Annotated in this window: 16 protein-coding genes and 1 tRNA gene; 13 read left to right on the top strand and 4 right to left on the bottom strand. The window is 66.4% G+C overall.

Annotated elements, in window-relative coordinates; genetic code table 11:
- Positions 1-10 precede the first annotated feature (10 nt).
- Positions 11-1,543 (top strand): hypothetical protein, encoded by a 1,533-nt coding sequence (locus AC5ZH6_RS03715; RefSeq protein ID WP_006373142.1) that lies wholly within the window; start codon positions 11-13, stop codon positions 1,541-1,543.
- Positions 1,544-1,682: 139 nt separating this feature from the next.
- On the opposite strand, the gene AC5ZH6_RS03710 is transcribed toward AC5ZH6_RS03715, so the two are convergent.
- Positions 1,683-1,991 carry a WhiB family transcriptional regulator gene (locus tag AC5ZH6_RS03710; RefSeq protein ID WP_006373141.1) on the bottom strand — a complete coding sequence of 103 codons (309 nt, stop codon included), beginning with the start codon at positions 1,989-1,991 and terminating at the stop codon, positions 1,683-1,685.
- A 311-nt stretch (positions 1,992-2,302) separates the two neighbouring features.
- Between AC5ZH6_RS03710 and AC5ZH6_RS03705 the strand changes: the two genes are divergently transcribed.
- The 4 genes from AC5ZH6_RS03705 to AC5ZH6_RS03690 all read left to right on the top strand — a co-directional run bounded on the left by AC5ZH6_RS03705 (position 2,303) and on the right by AC5ZH6_RS03690 (position 7,025).
- Positions 2,303-4,753 (top strand): penicillin-binding protein, encoded by a 2,451-nt coding sequence (locus AC5ZH6_RS03705; protein WP_006373140.1) that lies wholly within the window; start codon positions 2,303-2,305, stop codon positions 4,751-4,753.
- A gap of 71 nt (positions 4,754-4,824) precedes the next feature.
- On the top strand, positions 4,825-5,823 hold the full coding sequence (locus AC5ZH6_RS03700) for a metallophosphoesterase (RefSeq protein ID WP_035728927.1): 999 nt from the start codon (positions 4,825-4,827) through the stop codon (positions 5,821-5,823).
- A 13-nt stretch (positions 5,824-5,836) separates the two neighbouring features.
- Positions 5,837-6,532, top strand: coding sequence for a haloacid dehalogenase type II (locus AC5ZH6_RS03695; RefSeq protein ID WP_006373137.1), 696 nt, complete (start codon positions 5,837-5,839; stop codon positions 6,530-6,532).
- Between the two features lie 88 nt (positions 6,533-6,620).
- The gene (locus AC5ZH6_RS03690; protein ID WP_006373136.1) at positions 6,621-7,025 is read left to right on the top strand and encodes a DUF7144 family membrane protein; all 405 of its coding nucleotides are present in this window, start codon (positions 6,621-6,623) and stop codon (positions 7,023-7,025) included.
- A 15-nt stretch (positions 7,026-7,040) separates the two neighbouring features.
- Here the strand turns inward: AC5ZH6_RS03690 and AC5ZH6_RS03685 are convergent, their stop codons facing one another.
- Positions 7,041-7,829: a crotonase/enoyl-CoA hydratase family protein gene (locus tag AC5ZH6_RS03685; RefSeq protein WP_035728929.1), complete on the bottom strand. Its 789-nt coding sequence runs from the start codon at positions 7,827-7,829 to the stop codon at positions 7,041-7,043.
- Between the two features lie 55 nt (positions 7,830-7,884).
- Here AC5ZH6_RS03685 and AC5ZH6_RS03680 point away from each other — a divergent pair, with 55 nt between their 5' ends.
- Positions 7,885-8,076: a hypothetical protein gene (locus AC5ZH6_RS03680; protein WP_006373134.1), complete on the top strand. Its 192-nt coding sequence runs from the start codon at positions 7,885-7,887 to the stop codon at positions 8,074-8,076.
- A 128-nt stretch (positions 8,077-8,204) separates the two neighbouring features.
- Here AC5ZH6_RS03680 and AC5ZH6_RS03675 read toward each other — a convergent pair.
- Positions 8,205-8,281, bottom strand: a tRNA-Pro gene (locus AC5ZH6_RS03675).
- A gap of 180 nt (positions 8,282-8,461) precedes the next feature.
- On the opposite strand from AC5ZH6_RS03675, the gene AC5ZH6_RS03670 reads away from it, so the two are divergent.
- The 3 genes from AC5ZH6_RS03670 (at position 8,462) to AC5ZH6_RS03660 (ending at position 10,811) form a co-directional block, all read left to right on the top strand.
- The gene (locus tag AC5ZH6_RS03670) at positions 8,462-8,905 is read left to right on the top strand and encodes a DUF7144 family membrane protein (RefSeq protein ID WP_006373133.1); all 444 of its coding nucleotides are present in this window, start codon (positions 8,462-8,464) and stop codon (positions 8,903-8,905) included.
- Positions 8,906-9,013: 108 nt separating this feature from the next.
- Complete coding sequence (locus tag AC5ZH6_RS03665; RefSeq protein ID WP_006373132.1) at positions 9,014-9,682, top strand: lipocalin family protein; 669 nt, start codon at positions 9,014-9,016, stop codon at positions 9,680-9,682.
- A gap of 73 nt (positions 9,683-9,755) precedes the next feature.
- The gene (locus tag AC5ZH6_RS03660; RefSeq protein WP_006373131.1) at positions 9,756-10,811 is read left to right on the top strand and encodes an acyl-CoA dehydrogenase family protein; all 1,056 of its coding nucleotides are present in this window, start codon (positions 9,756-9,758) and stop codon (positions 10,809-10,811) included.
- Between the two features lie 5 nt (positions 10,812-10,816).
- Here the strand turns inward: AC5ZH6_RS03660 and AC5ZH6_RS03655 are convergent, their stop codons facing one another.
- Entirely contained in the window at positions 10,817-12,160 is a 1,344-nt protein-coding gene (locus AC5ZH6_RS03655) for a dipeptidase (RefSeq protein WP_006373130.1), read from the bottom strand.
- Positions 12,161-12,627: 467 nt separating this feature from the next.
- On the opposite strand from AC5ZH6_RS03655, the gene AC5ZH6_RS03650 reads away from it, so the two are divergent.
- The 4 genes from AC5ZH6_RS03650 (at position 12,628) to AC5ZH6_RS03635 (ending at position 15,759) form a co-directional block, all read left to right on the top strand.
- Positions 12,628-13,059 carry a hypothetical protein gene (locus tag AC5ZH6_RS03650; RefSeq protein WP_006373129.1) on the top strand — a complete coding sequence of 144 codons (432 nt, stop codon included), beginning with the start codon at positions 12,628-12,630 and terminating at the stop codon, positions 13,057-13,059.
- Complete coding sequence (locus AC5ZH6_RS03645; RefSeq protein ID WP_133092138.1) at positions 13,056-13,268, top strand: hypothetical protein; 213 nt, start codon at positions 13,056-13,058, stop codon at positions 13,266-13,268. The genes AC5ZH6_RS03650 and AC5ZH6_RS03645 overlap by 4 nt, the downstream gene beginning before the upstream one ends.
- 24 nt (positions 13,269-13,292) lie before the next feature.
- Positions 13,293-13,715: a hypothetical protein gene (locus AC5ZH6_RS03640; RefSeq protein ID WP_006373128.1), complete on the top strand. Its 423-nt coding sequence runs from the start codon at positions 13,293-13,295 to the stop codon at positions 13,713-13,715.
- A 649-nt stretch (positions 13,716-14,364) separates the two neighbouring features.
- Entirely contained in the window at positions 14,365-15,759 is a 1,395-nt protein-coding gene (locus tag AC5ZH6_RS03635; RefSeq protein WP_026920371.1) for an IS1380 family transposase, read from the top strand.
- The last annotated feature ends 220 nt before the right edge of the window (positions 15,760-15,979 follow it).

The following is a 15,979-nucleotide window of genomic DNA, read 5'->3' as shown; positions in this document are numbered from 1 at the left end:
TGGGACGCCGATGGATCGCCGCCGCGTACTGACGATCCTGGTGGATCGCATCGCGATCGAGGACGGACAGATTCCCCCACCCGCGATCGGGGAGGTCATCGAATTCCCCCTGCGATTCTGGGAGTACTCGACGAGCGAGACCGGGACCGATCAGCACGACGCGATGACCATCCGCGCCCGGCTCGAACCCTCCGGCCGGCCACCGCGGCGTTTCGGTCTCGCCGACGACTCCGAAGCCACCGATGATGCGGGGCGACAAGACCTCTGGTGGAGTGGACTCCTGCGCGGCGACGGCTGGACCGCGTCGTGGGACGGACAACGGCCGCGGACCGGACAGGTGGAACTGACCGGCACCTTTCACGGCGTCATGGGGATCGACGCCGCGGGATCGGTACGCGGGCGCGTGACCCGGGTGCAGGTCGTTTCACACTCGTGGCAGCGGGTTCCGCCGCCACGCCGATGGAGCCTGACTCCGGGGCGCCGGCCCACCCATCGTGAGGTCGACCGCGCGCCGCGATTCTTCACCGACGACCGGTTCGACGCCGACTGCCCGTCACCGACCGACGTCGACACCGGCGCGCTGATCGATCTCGACCTCGACGACGTCGGCCCCTATCCACTACGTCCGCCGGCCGTCATCGCCGAGATCTCCGCTGCCGGCAACGACCTGTGGGCGCTTGATGCGGTTCTGCCGCTGGCGCTTCGGATCGACTCCGACCACCGGGCAAGCGAGTACCTGTTTCCCGGGCCGGTGCGATACGGGCGGTCGGTGTGGGCGACGCCCACCGGATGCTGGATCGGCGGCCCCGACGGTACCCACCGCCTGACGCCGGGAGAGCCTGCACGGACCGTCGACGACACGCCGGTCATCGCGGGAGCCGTTGTCGGCGAACACTTCCTGGCCTGCGGCGGCGCGGGTCGGTGGATCATCCACGATCCCGGCGGGGAATCCCGCAGTGTCGAGGGCCCCACCGCGGTGGTCACCGCGGCGATCGCCGACGGCGACTCGTTCGTCGTCCTGCTGCATTCACCGAGCCCGCACACCGACGGCGTGGTGCCGGTGCGCGTCGGCCTCGACGGGGCGACGGATGTGGGCGATCCGGTGATCCTCGACGATCACCACGACCGACCCTCGCTGCTCACCTCCCCACTCGGGATCGCCTGTTACGACAGCGTCGTCACCCTGGCACCGACGCTCGAAGCGACTGACACACAGCATGTTCCACGACGATTCTTCTACGCCGGGACCGTCGGCGACGGGCTGTGGGCCCTCGGTCACCCGCCCGACGGAACGGCGCGGTCGGGGTGGTGGCCGCTACCCGGACCCACCGAGTACGACCACGGCCGCGGCCAGTTCTGGTTGCTCACCGTCCTCGATCGGGACGGTCTCACGCCGACACTCAGCGCTCCGGTGCTCTCGTCCACCGTGTCGGTCGCACGCACCGACGACGGAACGCTCTGGGTGGCGGCCGGCGGGGTACTGCAGATCCTGCGGCCGGGGACCATGCAGTGGCCGGAGCCGGTCGACCTCGGCCTGCATTGAATCTCGGCCTGCATTGAATGGCGCGCCCCGATCGGCTCTGTTCCCCGAACGATGCTGTCCCCTGAACGGACCACACACCCCCGGACACGACATCACCGGCGGGACACTCCCGCCGGTGATGTGAGTTTGTGGGTCCGGGTCAGCCCGCGACGCGCTGACGGCGACGCTGCGCCTCGAAGAACGCCGACCACGAGGTGACCTCGGGATGCTGGCGCAACAGCGCCCGACGCTGGCGTTCGGTCATGCCGCCCCACACCCCGAATTCGACGCGGTTGTCGAGAGCGTCGGCGCCGCACTGCAACTGCACCGGGCAGTGCCGGCAGATCGTGGCGGCCTTGCGCTGCGCTGCACCCCGCACGAACAGGTCATCCGGGTTCTCTCCGCGGCACCGCGCCTGCGACACCCAGGTCAACCGCGCCTCGTCTGCCGATACTGCCGCTGTTGCCATCGTTATCGCCCCTGTCTGTCGTTGTCTGCGATGACCACGTCACCGCACTGCGACTGCAACCCGCTCGCTCACCTGGACAATTGATCGAGTTTGATATCTCTAACACTCTGCCGCATCGGCTGTTAAGTGAGTCACATTCTGCCCTCAATCTAGGGATCTGTGCATGCCACCGCAACCCCTGAGGCCGAAAAACTGGCACAACCGTGCAGACTCTCGGCGAAACACCTGGTCATCGCCACCGACCCCGCCGGTGCCATGCGCGGCGACGCGGGCTGCGAGGGTGTTGAGGAAATCACACGTATTCTGTCGGGGTGCCGATCTCGAAGAAGCTTGGGCCGCTCGCTGCCGCGTGCGTGCTGGCCGGCGTGCTCGTCGCCGGACTCCTGTATCCGGTCGCCAGCGGGGTGGGACTGGTGTCCAACAGAGCCGCTTCGGCAGTAGAGAACGTCTCGTCGGAATTGCTCAACGGCACCCTGCCCCAGGTCTCGACGATGACCGACGCAGCGGGCAACCCGATCGCGCTGTTGTTCGACCAGTACCGCTACGAGGTCGGCTACAACGACATCTCGCCCGACATGGTCGCCGCGATCATCTCCATCGAGGACCGCCGCTTCCTCGAGCACGACGGCGTCGACTGGAAGGGCACCATCCGCGCCGCACTGAAGAACTCGTCCTCGGGTGAGGTCCAGCAGGGCGCGTCGACGCTGGATCAGCAGTACATCAAGAACTATCAACTCCTCGTGCTCGCGCGGACCGAGGCCGATCGGGAGGCAGCCACCGAGACCACCCCGGCACGCAAGCTGCGTGAGGTCCGGATGGCGCTGACGATGGAGCAGTCGCTCACCGAGCAGGCCAAACGCAAGGGCCTCTCCGACGCCGCGGCCAAGCAGGAGGCCAAGAAGCAGATCGTCACGCGTTATCTCAACGTGGTGCCGTTCGGCAACAACGCCTACGGCATCGAGGCCGCGTCGCAGGTGTACTTCAACAAGCACGCCAAGGACCTCACCGTCGAGCAGGCCGCACTGCTCGCGGGCATGGTGCAGTCGAGCAGCGCGCTCAACCCGTACACCAATCCGCAGGCTGCGCTGGCACGACGCAACACCGTGCTCGACACGATGATCCAGAACTTCCCCAACCGCCGCGACGAGCTGACCGCGGCCAAGGCCAAGCCGCTCGGGGTGGTCCCCAATCCCAACATCCCCACCCAGGGGTGCATCGGCGCCGGCAACAACGGATTCTTCTGCGACTACGCGCTGCAGTTCCTCGCCGCCAACGGCATCTCCCGCGACTCGGTGATGCGCAGCGGATACATCATCAAGACCACCCTCGACCCCGACGTGCAGCGTTCGGTCGAGCGCGCGGTGCAGACCCAGGCCGATCCGCACGCCGACGGCGTCGCGAGCGTGATGAGCGCGATCCGGCCGGGCACCACCGCCCATCCCGTGCTGGCGATGGCGTCGAGCCGCGACTACGGGCTCAATCAGAACGCCGACCAAACCGTGCAGCCGCAGCCGTTCTCGCTGGTCGGTGACGGTGCGGGCTCGGTCTTCAAGGTCTTCACGACGGCCGCGGCGATGGAGCAGGGCCTCGGCACCGGCTCCAATATTCCGGTCCCGTCGACCCTGGCCGTGCAGGGCATGGGTAGCAGCGGCGGCTCCAACGGATGCCCCGCCGACAGCTACTGCGTCAAGAACGACGGCCGCTATCCGGCGTCGATGTCGGTCTCCCAGGCGCTGGCCCAGTCACCGAACACCGCGTTCGTCAAGCTGTTGCAGCAGACCGGGGTGAAGCCGACCGTCGACATGGCCGTGCGCCTGGGTCTGCGCTCGTACAACACGCCGGGCACCTCCGGTGACGGCGACAAGTCGATCGCCCAGTACGTCAAGGACGGCAACTTCGGTTCGTTCACCCTCGGCCCCTTCCCGGTCAACGGACTCGAGCTGTCGAATGTGGCGGCCACCCTGTCCTCGGGCGGGGTGTGGTGCCCGCCCAATCCGATCGGCTCGATCAGCACCATCAAGCGCGACGAGAACAGCAACGCGGTGCCCGGCCCCGACGGCGCACCGGTATTGACCACGGTGCCGTTCAACGCACCGGGATGTGACCGCGTCGTCGAGCAGGGTCTGGCCAACACCCTGGCCAATGCGATGAGCTTCGACGATCGGGGTGGGGGCACCTCGGCGGCGGCCGCCGGCTCGACGGGCTGGAACCTGCCGGTGTCGGCGAAGACCGGTACCACCGAGGCGCACCGCTCGGCGGCGTTCCTCGGCTTCACCAACAACATCGCCGGGTCGGTCTACGTCTACAGCGACGGTCCCAACCCGGAGGGCATCTGCACCAGCCCGCTGCGGTCCTGCTATGACGGCAACCTCTACGGCGGATACGAGCCGGCACGCACCTGGTATTCGGCGGTCCTGCCGGTCGCGAACAAGTTCGGGCCGACGAGCCTGCCACCGCAGGATCCGCAGTACGTGTCCGGCAACAGTCGCGGACGTGTCCCCGACGTCACCGGTCTGACCGCCAGCGACGCGACCGCCCGGTTGCAGGCTGCCGGCTTCAAGGTCACCCAGCTCGAGATCGACTCCCCGCGCCCGCAGGGCACGGTGGTGTTCACCGCACCGTCGGATTCGGCGTTGCCGGGGAGCACGATCACGATCTACGTGAGCAACGGACGCCAGTCCGCGGGCGGCAGCAACGGCCCGACCCAGACGACGGTGCAGGTACCCGGCGTCGGGCCCGTGGTGATCGATCTGCCCGGCTGAGGTCGAGTCGCCGGACGGGTTGTCCGTCACGACCCTGACGCGTGCCCTCGGGCGGCGCGTATCCTGAGGAAATGTCCATCCTCGATTCGACCCGGTCCTGGCGCGTGGACGGCCTTCTCCCCACGTCGACGGCAGCACGGACGCTTGCCGTCGGTGCGGGGGCGGCCGCTGCCGGACTGCTCTACTCGACGCTGATCGAGCGCAACGCATTCACCTTGCGTCACACCACGATGGCGGTACTCGAACCCGGCGCCACCCCGTTGCGGGTCCTGCACATCAGCGACCTGCACATGATGCCCAACCAGCGACTCAAGCAGGCCTGGGTGTCCGAACTCGAGGCGCTCGAACCGGACCTGGTGATCAACACCGGCGACAACCTGGCGCACCCGCAGGCGGTGCCCGCGGTGATTCAGTCCCTCGGCGGATTGCTTTCGCGCCCCGGCCTTTTCGTGTTCGGGTCGAACGACTACTTCGGTCCGACACCGAAGAATCCGTTCAAGTACTTCAAGACCGAACACAAGCGCACGCACGGCGATCCCCTGCCGTGGCAGGATCTGCGGGCCGCGTTCGTCGAGCGTGGCTGGCTCGACGCCACGCACTCGGTGCGCGAACTCGAGGTCGGCGGGGTGCGGGTGGTCGCGGCAGGTGTCGACGACCCGCACATCGAACGTGACCGCTACGAGACCATCGCCGGACGGCCCAATCCGCTCGCCCAGTTGCGTCTGGGTCTGACGCATTCACCCGAACCACGGGTCCTCGACCGCTTCGCCGACGACGGTTACGATCTTGTGCTCGCCGGGCACACCCACGGCGGCCAGCTGTGTCTGCCGCTCGTCGGTGCGCTCGTCACCAACTGCCACCTCGATCGCTCCCGGGTCAAGGGCGCCTCGGCCTGGGGGTCGACGATGAAGCTGCACGTCAGCGCAGGTCTGGGTACCTCGCCGTATGTGCCGGCACGGTTCTGCTGCCGGCCCGAGGCCAGTCTGCTCACCCTCACCCCGGTCTCGCACGGCGACGCCGAATTCGACGAGGACCACTCGCTGCCGCAGTTGGCCACCGACGCGCGCTGACGCGATGCCGGCAATGTCGACGCCTCCTCGCGTGCTGGCATTCGACACCTTCGGGACGGTCACCGACTGGCTCGGCGGTATCAGCGCCGCAGTGGCGCGCTCCGTGCCCGGGGTCGACGCGGTCGAGTTCGCGCGACAGTGGCGAGCCCGCTATTCCCCCGCCATCGCTCGCGTCGAGGCCGGTGAGATCGGCTGGCGCGGACTCGACGACCTGCAGTCCGACACCCTGGGCGAGGTCGCCGCACAGTTCGGCGTCGCGATCGGCGCCGACCGTGCCGCCCACCTCGTGCACGCCTGGCGCGAGATCCCCGGGTGGCCGGACTCGGCGCGCGGCCTGGCTCGTCTGCGACGTCGATTCACGGTGTGCGCGTTGAGCAATGGGAGCGTCGCGTTGCTCACTGAGATGGCCAAACGCAACGGCTTCGACTGGGATTTCATCGGCGGCTCGGATCTGTGGCATCACTACAAGCCGGCGCCGCAGACCTATCTCGGACTCGCCGGACTGATGGAAGCGCGGCCCCACGAGGTGATGATGGTCGCGACCCACCAATCCGATCTCGACGCCGCCCGCTCCCACGGGTTACGGTCGGCCTTCGTCGAGCGTCCCCTCGAGTGGGGTGACCCTGCGCTCAAAGACGATTCGGGCTCACCGGACAACGACATCCACGCCAGAGACCTCGACGACCTGGCCGATCAGCTGGGGTGCTGAGGAGTGCACGTTTCATCCTTTTCGGGTGATGTGATCGGCACCGTTCGCATGTGAGGATCACCACGCAGTCACTCCCGAAAGGCTCGTGATGACGTCACCCGATTCTCACCATCACCCGGTCCGCCAGGGGTTCGCTGGCGGAGCCACGATCGGCGCCGCCGCACTCCTGCTCGTCGTCGGCATCATCGGTCTCGCCGAGGGCATTTCGGCCGTCGTCAAGGACGAGTTGTTCGTCGTCGGCCCGCAGTACGTCTACCAGCTCAACCTGACCACGTGGGGCTGGATCCACATCATCCTCGGCATCATCGCGATCCTCATCGCCTTCGGCATGTTCGTCGGCGCGACCTGGGCCCGCGTGAGCGCGGTGATCATCGCGTCGCTGTCGATCATCGCCAATTTCCTGTGGATTCCCTACTTCCCGTGGTGGTCGATCCTCATCATCGCCGTCGACCTCGTCGTGATCTGGGCGGTCTGTACCTGGCAGACCGACTGATGACGTAGCACGGCGTCAATCCCCGAACGTCCCGTGCCGTCCGGCACCGTGGGCGAATCGTGTTGCCCCGGTGACGGTATCGGCCTGTATCGACTGCAGTCCGTGCAGGTATTCGTTGTGGATGCCGTCGGGTTCGGCCATGCCTTCCTGCTCGAGCGCCGAGAGCCGGTCGTGGCGCAGGCAGGTCTGCGGGAACGCGGCGAGTTCATGCGCCAGTTCCACCGCCCGCTCCAGGGACTGCCCGGATGGCACGAGCCGATTCACCAGCCCCATGTCGAAGGCCTCGCGCGCCGGCACCGCACGGCCGGTGAGGATGAGGTCCATTGCTCGACTCGACCCGATGAGATGCGGCAGTCGCACGGTGCCGCCGTCGATGAGCGGCACTCCCCAGCGACGGCAGAACACCCCGAGCACCGCGTCGTCGTCGGCGACGCGTAGATCGGCCCAGATCGCCAGTTCCAATCCGCCCGCGACCGCATGTCCGGAGATGGCGGCGATCACCGGCTTGCCCAGTCGCAGTCGCGTCGGTCCCATCGGCCCGTCTCCGTCGGCCTCCACCCGGTTACGGGTGCTGCCGTCCGCTATGGCCTTGAGATCGGCTCCCGCGCAGAAGGTTCCGCCCTCCCCGTAGAGCACGGCCACCGACGCGCTCTCGTCGGCGTCGAAACGACGGAACGCGTCGGCGAGCACCTGCGCGGTCGGCCCGTCGACGGCGTTGCGCCGCTCGGGTCTGTTGAGGCCGAGAATCCGCACCGGCCCGTCGGAACGTTCGAGGATCGTCTGAGTGCTCACCACTCCGATCATGCCCCCACGACCGCTGAGATGATTCGATCCGCCCGTGAGCGGGTACTCGAGGCCCATGGCCAACTATCGAGTGATCAATCCCAAGGGTTCCGTCGTCGCCACCCGCGACATCGACAACGCCGACGACGCGCACGCCTGGTTCATCGACCAGAAAGCCGACAACACCGAGCTCGGCTGGCGCATGGAGGTCGAGCACGACGGCGACTGGGCGTTCTTCGACGATTCCGAGGGTGCCGGCAACGGGTGAGGTGATGGGCGCGGCATCACGGCACGTCAGCTAGAACGAGGAAGCCCTGGCCGGATCTCTCCTGGCCAGGGCCTCATCTGCTTCTCAACCACAAGAAGGCTCTGTCGGATTCGGCAAGCCTCATCCTCTGGTCGGGGTGGCGGGATTCGAACCCACGACCTCTTCGTCCCGAACGAAGCGCGCTACCAAGCTGCGCCACACCCCGTGTGCAACCTGCGATAGCTTACCCCCGATGATGCCCGGGCACTAAATCGCCTGGTAGACCGCCAAAACGGGGGCTGCGGCCCCCCGTGGGCGCCCACTGGGCGAAAGCGACGAACAGGCGCCGGAAATCCGATTACGCTGATTCACGAATCGTGCAATAACGACGGAAGGGAAGGCTGTGATGAGCCAGGGGTTCGACGACGAGGCCGCCGAGTCGGCCGTCAAACAGGGTTTCGCCTTCGGGCTCACGATCGTCGCGGCGGCTCTGCTGTTCGTCGCCGGCGTGATCTCGGTCTTCGTCGGGATCTCGGCACTCAACAAGGACACATTGCTCGTCCTCGGCCAGGATTACGTCTTCGAGTTGAATCTGACAGCCTGGGGCTGGATTCACATCGTCATCGGCGTGTTGGCGGTCATCATCGCGGGTGGGCTGGCCATCGGCGCCGATTGGGCGCGGGTCGCGGCGATCATCGTCGCCGCGCTGTCGATCATCACCCAGTTCCTGTGGCTGCCGCACTACCCCGCATGGTCGATCCTCATCATCGCGCTCGACGTCATCCTGATCTGGGCGGTGTGCTCGTGGAACCCGCGCCAGGTGACGCACGGTCGCACAGCCGGGCGCTGAGCCGACGCGGGACCGGACGCAGGGCGGGCAGTTCCCCACCCATCCGGGACCGGGGTCGGCGGCGAATCACCGCTCGTCCGGTACCGACGACCGAAGGGATTCCCGACCATGCCGCTCCTGCGCATGCCACACACTCGCAGAACCGTCCGCCTCCTCGTACCGCTCCTGGCCGTCCTCGGGGCCGTGGTGGCGTTGGTCGCCACCCCCGCGACCGCCGAAGCCGCGCCGGTCAAGCCGGTCACCAAGCTCGACGTCACGCGATATCTCGGCACGTGGTGGCAGCAGGCGACCATCCCGTCGTTCTTCGGTGTGCGCTGCGCGAAGGACACCAACGCCACCTACACCCAGATCAACGCGACGACCATCGGCGTTGACAACAAGTGCACCTCGTTCACCGGTCAGCCCGACGGCATCAAGGGCAAGGCGACCGTCATCGATCCGGTCACCAAAGCGCAACTCGTGGTGACCTTTCCGGGTGTACCCAACACCATCAACCCGGGCAACAACCCGAACTACATCGTGACGTGGGTCGGCGACGCGCAGGGCCGAGACGCCACCGCGCAGGGCGCGAACAGCACCGAGCCGTACCAGTTCGCGATCGTCGGCGACCCGACGCGACTGTCCGGGTTCGTGCTGAGCCGCGAGAAGGTGCTCACCACCGATCAGCTGCGGATGCTCAAGCGCCGCACCGAGGCCGCGGGCTTCACCTCGTGCACCTTCCTGATCTCTCCGACGACCGGCGGACGCTCGGACTACTCGCCGCTGTGCACCGTCTGATCGACTGAGTGAGTCCGCTTGTCGCACCGGCTGCATCGTCCTGCAGCCGGTGCGACGGCGTTACTGTGGACGGGTGACCCCGACCACCGGTGACCCGGCCCGATCCGGGCGCGTCGAACGACTCCTCGCCGACACCTACCGCATCGCCGATGAGATCCTCTACCCCGCGGCAGGCGACGTCGACCACAGTGGCACGGTTCCCGACTCCCACTGGCGCGAGCTCGCCGACGCCGGGCTTTATGGACTGGTCACCGGCGATCCGCCACTCGAACTCACCACCGTCTTGGAGATCGGGGAGGTGCTCGCGAGTGGATGCCTACCCACCGCGTTCACCTGGTTGCAGCATCACGGGGTGGTGATCTCGTTGTCGGGCACCGACAACGACACGCTGCAGGATCGGTATCTCGATGCGACCGTCGCCGGCCGGGTCCGGGCGGGAGTGGCCTACGCGGGTGTCGTCCCGACCCCGCCCCGGATGACGGCCACGCGCACCGAAGGCGGCTGGATTCTCGACGGGTACGCACCGTTCGTCAGCGGCTGGGGCATCGTGCACATCCTGCAGATCTCGGCCCGGGATGTGCAGACCGACGACGTGATCGCGGCGATCGTCGATGTCACCCAAGCTGTTCCAGGGATCGCGGTGACCCCGACCCACCTGTCGGTGTGCAACGCAACGCGGACGGTGTTCCTGAGAGTGGAGGGAGTGCGGGTCGACGACGCCGACATCGTCTCTCGCGTCAGCCTCGAGCAATTCTTCGCCACCCAGATCACCGGCCTACGCATCAACGGCACCCTTCCGTTCGGCATCCTGCGTCGTGCCACGGCCCTGCTCGAACGCGGCAGCGAGGTGAAAGCCGCTCGGACGCTTCGGGAACGGGCCGGCGAGGTCCGCGCGCGCCTCGACAACGCGCTCGGCGCCGGCGATCCCGGGCCGATGATCGACGCGCGCGCCGACGCCGCCCGTCTCGCCGTCGACGCCGCCGCCGCACTGGTCTCCGCCGACGGTGGCCGCGCCCTGCTGTCCGGCAACGACGCGCAACGTCTGGCCCGCGAATCCATGTTCACCCTCGTCGCAGCCAGTCGCCCGCAGGTGAAAGATCTTCTGGTGCAGCGGTTCAGCGGGAGCTGATCAGCTCACCGCGCAGAGCCGTAGTCCCGCAGGAACAATGCCTCGGCCAGCGCCATGTGCTCGATCTCGGACGGGTCGACGCTCTCGTTGGGCGCATGGATCAGGCAGCGCGGTTCCTCGACCCCGAAGAGCATGATCTCGGCGTCGGGAAAGGTGTTCTGCAGCACGGTACACAGCGGGATCGATCCACCCTGCCCCTGCTGCACGACCTCGGTTCCGTAGGCGGTGCTCAACGAACGCGAAATCGCCTCGAACGCAGGCCCATCGGTCGAACCCGAGAACGGCGCCCCGATCGCCTCACGCTCGACCGACACCCGCACATGCCACGGCGCGACGGCGTGCAGGTGGGCGATCAGCGCATCCTGGGCGGCCGCCGGATCCATGCCGGGTGGCACACGCAGGTTGATGCGCGCACGGGCCCGCGGGACGACCGACGCCGACGAGCCGACCACCGGCGGGCAGTCGATACCCAGCACGGTCGCCGCCGGGCGGGCCCACACCATCTCCGCGATCGATCCCGACCCGAGCACCCCGACCCCGTCGAGAACCGTTGCGTCCTTACGGAACTGGCTCTCTCGATAATCGATGCCCGTCCACACCTGATCGGAGTCGAGCCCGGTGACGGTGGTGTTGCCCGCGTCGTCACGCAGCGTGGCCAGCATGGCGATCAGGGCGGCGAGCGCATCCGGCGCCGCACCTCCGAACATTCCGGAATGCATTGCCGAGGAGAGCGTTTCGACGCTGACGACGACGTTGGCGATCCCGCGCAGACTCGTCGTCAGAGTGGGGCGACCCACTTCGATGTTGCCGGAATCGAGGATGAGGATCGCGTCGGCGCGCAACAGCTCGGGGTTCTTGGGAACGAAGTCCTCGATGCCGCCGGAGCCCTGCTCCTCGGACCCCTCACCGATGATCTTGACGTTGACGCCGAGGTCGTCGCCGATCGCCCGCAGAGCGGTCAGGTGCACGGCGATGTTGCCCTTGCAGTCGGCCGCACCGCGGCCGTACCAGCGGCCGTCGCGTTCGGTCAGCGTCCACGCCGGTGAGTCCCACGCATCGGCATCGAGGGGCGGCTGCACATCGTGGTGGAAGTACAGCAGCACCGTCGGTGCGTCGGCCGGTCCGGGGATGTGTCCGGTCACCGCCTGCGATCCGTCGGCGGTGACGTGCGCCGCGACGTCGGATACGCCGGCCTCGGTGAAGGCCTCCTGCAGCCAGTCGACCATCCGTGCGCAGTCGGCGGGCGCGGCGGGGTCGTAGACCGATTCGAAGGCCACCATCTCCGCGAGATCCGTGCGCGCCCTTCCCATCAGATCGTGCACGCGGTCTGCGATCGCATCGTCGGTCATCGTCGGGTCCTCTTGTCGTCGGCCGCCTCGATGCCACGCGCATGCCCGCGCGGCGAGGTCGTGTCCCCAAGTTAACCCGTCTGGTCGGCACCGACCGATCGGCGCAGCGACGACTGGGCACCACTCACCTGAGCGAGTTGCAGACCGCGCCAAAAACGTACACGGGACGCTGCCGCGAAGTCATCGGCCGCACAATCGGGAAACCACTACGCTGTGGTAACGGAACGAAGGCGACGCATCACTGTGAGCTCGTCCTGCCACATGCAGACCGAGATCGGTATGAATGTCTCAACCGGTGCCCAGCGGTCGTTCGATACAGCGCAATCTGCACCAGCGAGCGAACCACACGCTGCCTCTCGATGAGGAGTACACTGAGTGACAGCCGGAGTCTCATATCTGACGGATTTCCGTTAACGCTTCCGGCGTCGCAAGGGCCGCTGTCGCTGTGGCCAGTCAGGTGAACTTCAATGATCACCACGTCTCGTATTCTCAATACTGCTCCACGCAGCCGCCTCTATGGGCACATGCGTGACTATCACAGGGCGCGTCCAGGACATTCCTCCCGCCCGGAAAGAATCGTCTCGGGCATCCAGGAAGAAGACTCCCGGGCAGTCACGGGCGATCTACTGGCCGAGTGGGACATCCTGTTCCACCCAGAGACCAGCCCGGCTACCACTGCCCAAAGTGCAATCGGCGACGTCCTGGCCCGACGGACAGTCCGTCGGGCGCGCCACTCTCGGACATCCATCCTCGATGGGGATTCCCACCCCGTCATTCTGCTGGCCACCGACGTCCCCGTGACCGAAGCCGCCCAGGTATGGCGACGAGTGATGCTCACCGCGGAACGTGGTGGAACGCTTTCAGACGTCCTGTTCCAAGCGGACTCCGCACGCCGATGACAGCACGCGCCGATCTACCGCCCATCACGCGAAAACTCAACGCCGACCTCATCGCTACCCAACGCCGCAACTCAGTGGACGCCGAAACTGCCACCGCCCTCAGGAGCCTGAGCGCGATCGTCCTCTGCGCGGTCGCCGAACTGGAAAACGATCTGATCATCACTGCGGCGGCATCCCATACACAGCCAGGAACGAGTCGCCATGATTGATAGAGTCTCACCAAGAGCGCCCAAATGCCGGTACGCAAAGCCATCGTCGGCAATGCGTACAGCACACACGGCGGCATCATCATGATTGTTATCGTCGGGGCGATCATTCTCCTCGCTGCTGTTATCGTGATTATCGCCAGCGTCGCAACCAATAGCGGCACCACACATACGTTGGCCCCCGACAGTTTCTCTGTTCTCGGCTACCACATCACCGGCTCAACTGGAACCTTGCTGCTCTACGGAGTCGTACTCGGAGCCATCGCAATGCTCGGGATCGCAACGATCCTGGTCGGGGCCCGACGATCGTCTCGACGCGGCCACGCTGCACGCCGCGACCTCAAACACTCCAGGCAAGAAGCCAAGAAGCTCAGCCACGCCCGTGACGATATGGTGACAGACCACACCATCGACCCACCCACACGCAGCCGCGAAGGGCGCCCTTCGTGACCTTGGCAAAGGACAGACCATGGCCACAGTCACCACTCGGTCTGACAAGGAATATATCGATCGACACTCCAAAGACCGGAGAATTCACACACTCCGACCCTCAGCCATGACGCTCACTTCCGAACGCGCATCCGATTACTCGGACGGAACAACGGAGACGTGGTGGGCCACCAGACGGAGCGAGTATCGCGGCATGGAAATCGCAACAACGGTCAAGACCATACAGCGAGCCGATAGCGAACTCACCAACCAAGACGTCGCCCTACTCATCAGCGACCACACCACCCCACGGACAATAAATATCCCAGTGTCAATTCTTGAACATGTGATTGCCACTCTCCAGGCTGCGAGGGCAGACGTCTCACTGGTGTGGGAACACGTGACGAAGTAGCGTTCGCTCTGTTCATTGCGGGCCGAGGGGTTACCACCGGCAAGACGTCCGAAGCACTCTCGTGTCTTGAACGAATGGATAGAGCTCACTGTCGCTCGTCGGACCTGTTCTGAGCGATGAGCGAGGTGACTCTGCACACTCAAACTAGCCTCGGCCTTTCACGGTGATTTCGTGTCGTGAATAAAGAATGGTGCCCTGACCTGGGATGATTGAACTTGCGAAGGTATCAATCGGACCAGTTCGAGGAGCACCATTCAGGTGAGTAAGTGTACGTCGTGGTACCCGTCGTTGTCTGTAGATGGTTCCGGAAGCGGGGTGGTGTCGCACGCCGGGGCGACGGTCCTGCTGCGGTGCGCCGAGAAAACCGGTCTGATCAGCGGATTGTCGACGGTGTTGGCGCCGTGGCGCAAGCCTCTGGCCACTCACGATCCGGGCAAGATCCTGCTCGACCTCGCCATCGCGGTCGCCCTGGGCGGCGATTGCTTGGCTGATATCAACCACGTCCGTGCGGATCCGGGCGTGTTCGGGCCGGTCGCCTCGGATCCGACGGTGTCGCGGCTGATCTCCACGCTGGCCACCGACGCACCGGCCGCCTTGTCGGCGATCAACGCTGCTCGCGCCGCCGCGCGGGCGCAGGCGTGGACCGCGGCCGGCACCGCAGCCCCTAACCATGACCGCGGTGTGCGGCATCCGTTGATCATCGACCTCGACGCGACGCTGGTGACCGCACACTCCGACAAAGAGCACGCCACCCCAAACTGGAAGAAAGGGTTTGGTTTTCACCCGCTATGCGCGTTCGCCGACCACCAAGCCGCCGGCACAGGGGAACCCCTCGCAATCATGTTGCGGCCAGGTAATGCCGGGTCGAACACCGCCGCCGATCACATCGCCGTCGTCGAGCAGGCCCTGGCCCAAGTACCCGGCATCGATGGTTACCGGGTGGGCAAAGCCGTGTTGATCCGTACCGATTCGGCCGGCGGTACCCACGAATTCCTCGACTATCTGACCAGACGGCGGCTGGCCTACTCGGTCGGATTCGGACTCACCGACACCATCGCCGAGATCATCGACCGACTGTCGCCGCAGGCGTGGACGCCGGCCTACGACGCCGACGGGGTCGAACGCGACGGGGCGTGGGTGGCGGAATTGACGGGCATGCTGGATCTTTCGGGCTGGCCCGAGGGCATGCGGGTGATCGTCAGGAAGGAGCGCCCGCATCCGGGGGCGCAGTTGCGGTTCACCGACTCCGACGGCATGCGACTGACCGCGTTCGCCACCAACACACCCCGCGGCCAGCTGGCCGAGCTCGAACTGCGCCACCGGCGGCGGGCGCGTTGTGAGGACCGCATCCGCACCGCCAAAGACTGCGGACTGACGAACCTTCCGCTACACGGGTTCGATCAGAACCGCATCTGGTGTGCCATCATCGCGCTCGCGTGCGAGGTGATCGCCTGGACACAGATGCTCGCCTTCGACACCACCCCAGCCCGACGGTGGGAACCCAAACGGCTACGACTACAAATCTTTTCGATCGCCGCCCGACTGACCCGTCACGCGCGACGGACCCGACTCAAACTCGCCGCCACCGCACCCCACCTCCAGTTGCTACTCGACGGACTCACCCGACTCGCAGCACTTCCCAACCCCGGCTGACCCGCTGGCCAACCTGACCACCGACTGAAAGGACAACGCACTTCGGGGCCGTGAACCCCGACGCCCACCGACGCTCGGCCACACACTCACGGCCCCGGTCCGGAATCCGGTCCTCAGACCACCCCACCGGACCAACTCACGCGGCGGGCGTCACCCCGCGAAACATCGAGGCTAGCTCACAGAGGACTCGGCGAAGGACTGCACGATCGCCTGCGCGCGA

The organism is Gordonia sp. YC-XJ4 (assembly GCF_059511865.1).
The sequence above is the reverse complement of the archived record's forward strand: the minus strand, read 5'-3'. Positions and strand labels throughout refer to the sequence as shown.

Excerpts from the sequence above, each read along its gene's own strand:
- AC5ZH6_RS03690 (WP_006373136.1), top strand. The coding sequence starts at position 6,621 with ATGACGTCACCCGATTCTCACCATCACCCGGTCCGCCAGGGGTTCGCT.
- AC5ZH6_RS03685 (WP_035728929.1), bottom strand. The coding sequence starts at position 7,829 with ATGATCGGAGTGGTGAGCACTCAGACGATCCTCGAACGTTCCGACGGG.
- AC5ZH6_RS03655 (WP_006373130.1), bottom strand. The coding sequence starts at position 12,160 with ATGACCGACGATGCGATCGCAGACCGCGTGCACGATCTGATGGGAAGG.
- AC5ZH6_RS03665 (WP_006373132.1), top strand. The coding sequence starts at position 9,014 with ATGCCGCTCCTGCGCATGCCACACACTCGCAGAACCGTCCGCCTCCTC.
- AC5ZH6_RS03695 (WP_006373137.1), top strand. The coding sequence starts at position 5,837 with ATGTCGACGCCTCCTCGCGTGCTGGCATTCGACACCTTCGGGACGGTC.
- AC5ZH6_RS03650 (WP_006373129.1), top strand. The coding sequence starts at position 12,628 with ATGATCACCACGTCTCGTATTCTCAATACTGCTCCACGCAGCCGCCTC.
- AC5ZH6_RS03715 (WP_006373142.1), top strand. The coding sequence starts at position 11 with ATGGATCGCCGCCGCGTACTGACGATCCTGGTGGATCGCATCGCGATC.
- AC5ZH6_RS03645 (WP_133092138.1), top strand. The coding sequence starts at position 13,056 with ATGACAGCACGCGCCGATCTACCGCCCATCACGCGAAAACTCAACGCC.
- AC5ZH6_RS03700 (WP_035728927.1), top strand. The coding sequence starts at position 4,825 with ATGTCCATCCTCGATTCGACCCGGTCCTGGCGCGTGGACGGCCTTCTC.
- AC5ZH6_RS03680 (WP_006373134.1), top strand. The coding sequence starts at position 7,885 with ATGGCCAACTATCGAGTGATCAATCCCAAGGGTTCCGTCGTCGCCACC.
- AC5ZH6_RS03670 (WP_006373133.1), top strand. The coding sequence starts at position 8,462 with ATGAGCCAGGGGTTCGACGACGAGGCCGCCGAGTCGGCCGTCAAACAG.
- AC5ZH6_RS03710 (WP_006373141.1), bottom strand. The coding sequence starts at position 1,991 with ATGGCAACAGCGGCAGTATCGGCAGACGAGGCGCGGTTGACCTGGGTG.
- AC5ZH6_RS03640 (WP_006373128.1), top strand. The coding sequence starts at position 13,293 with ATGCCGGTACGCAAAGCCATCGTCGGCAATGCGTACAGCACACACGGC.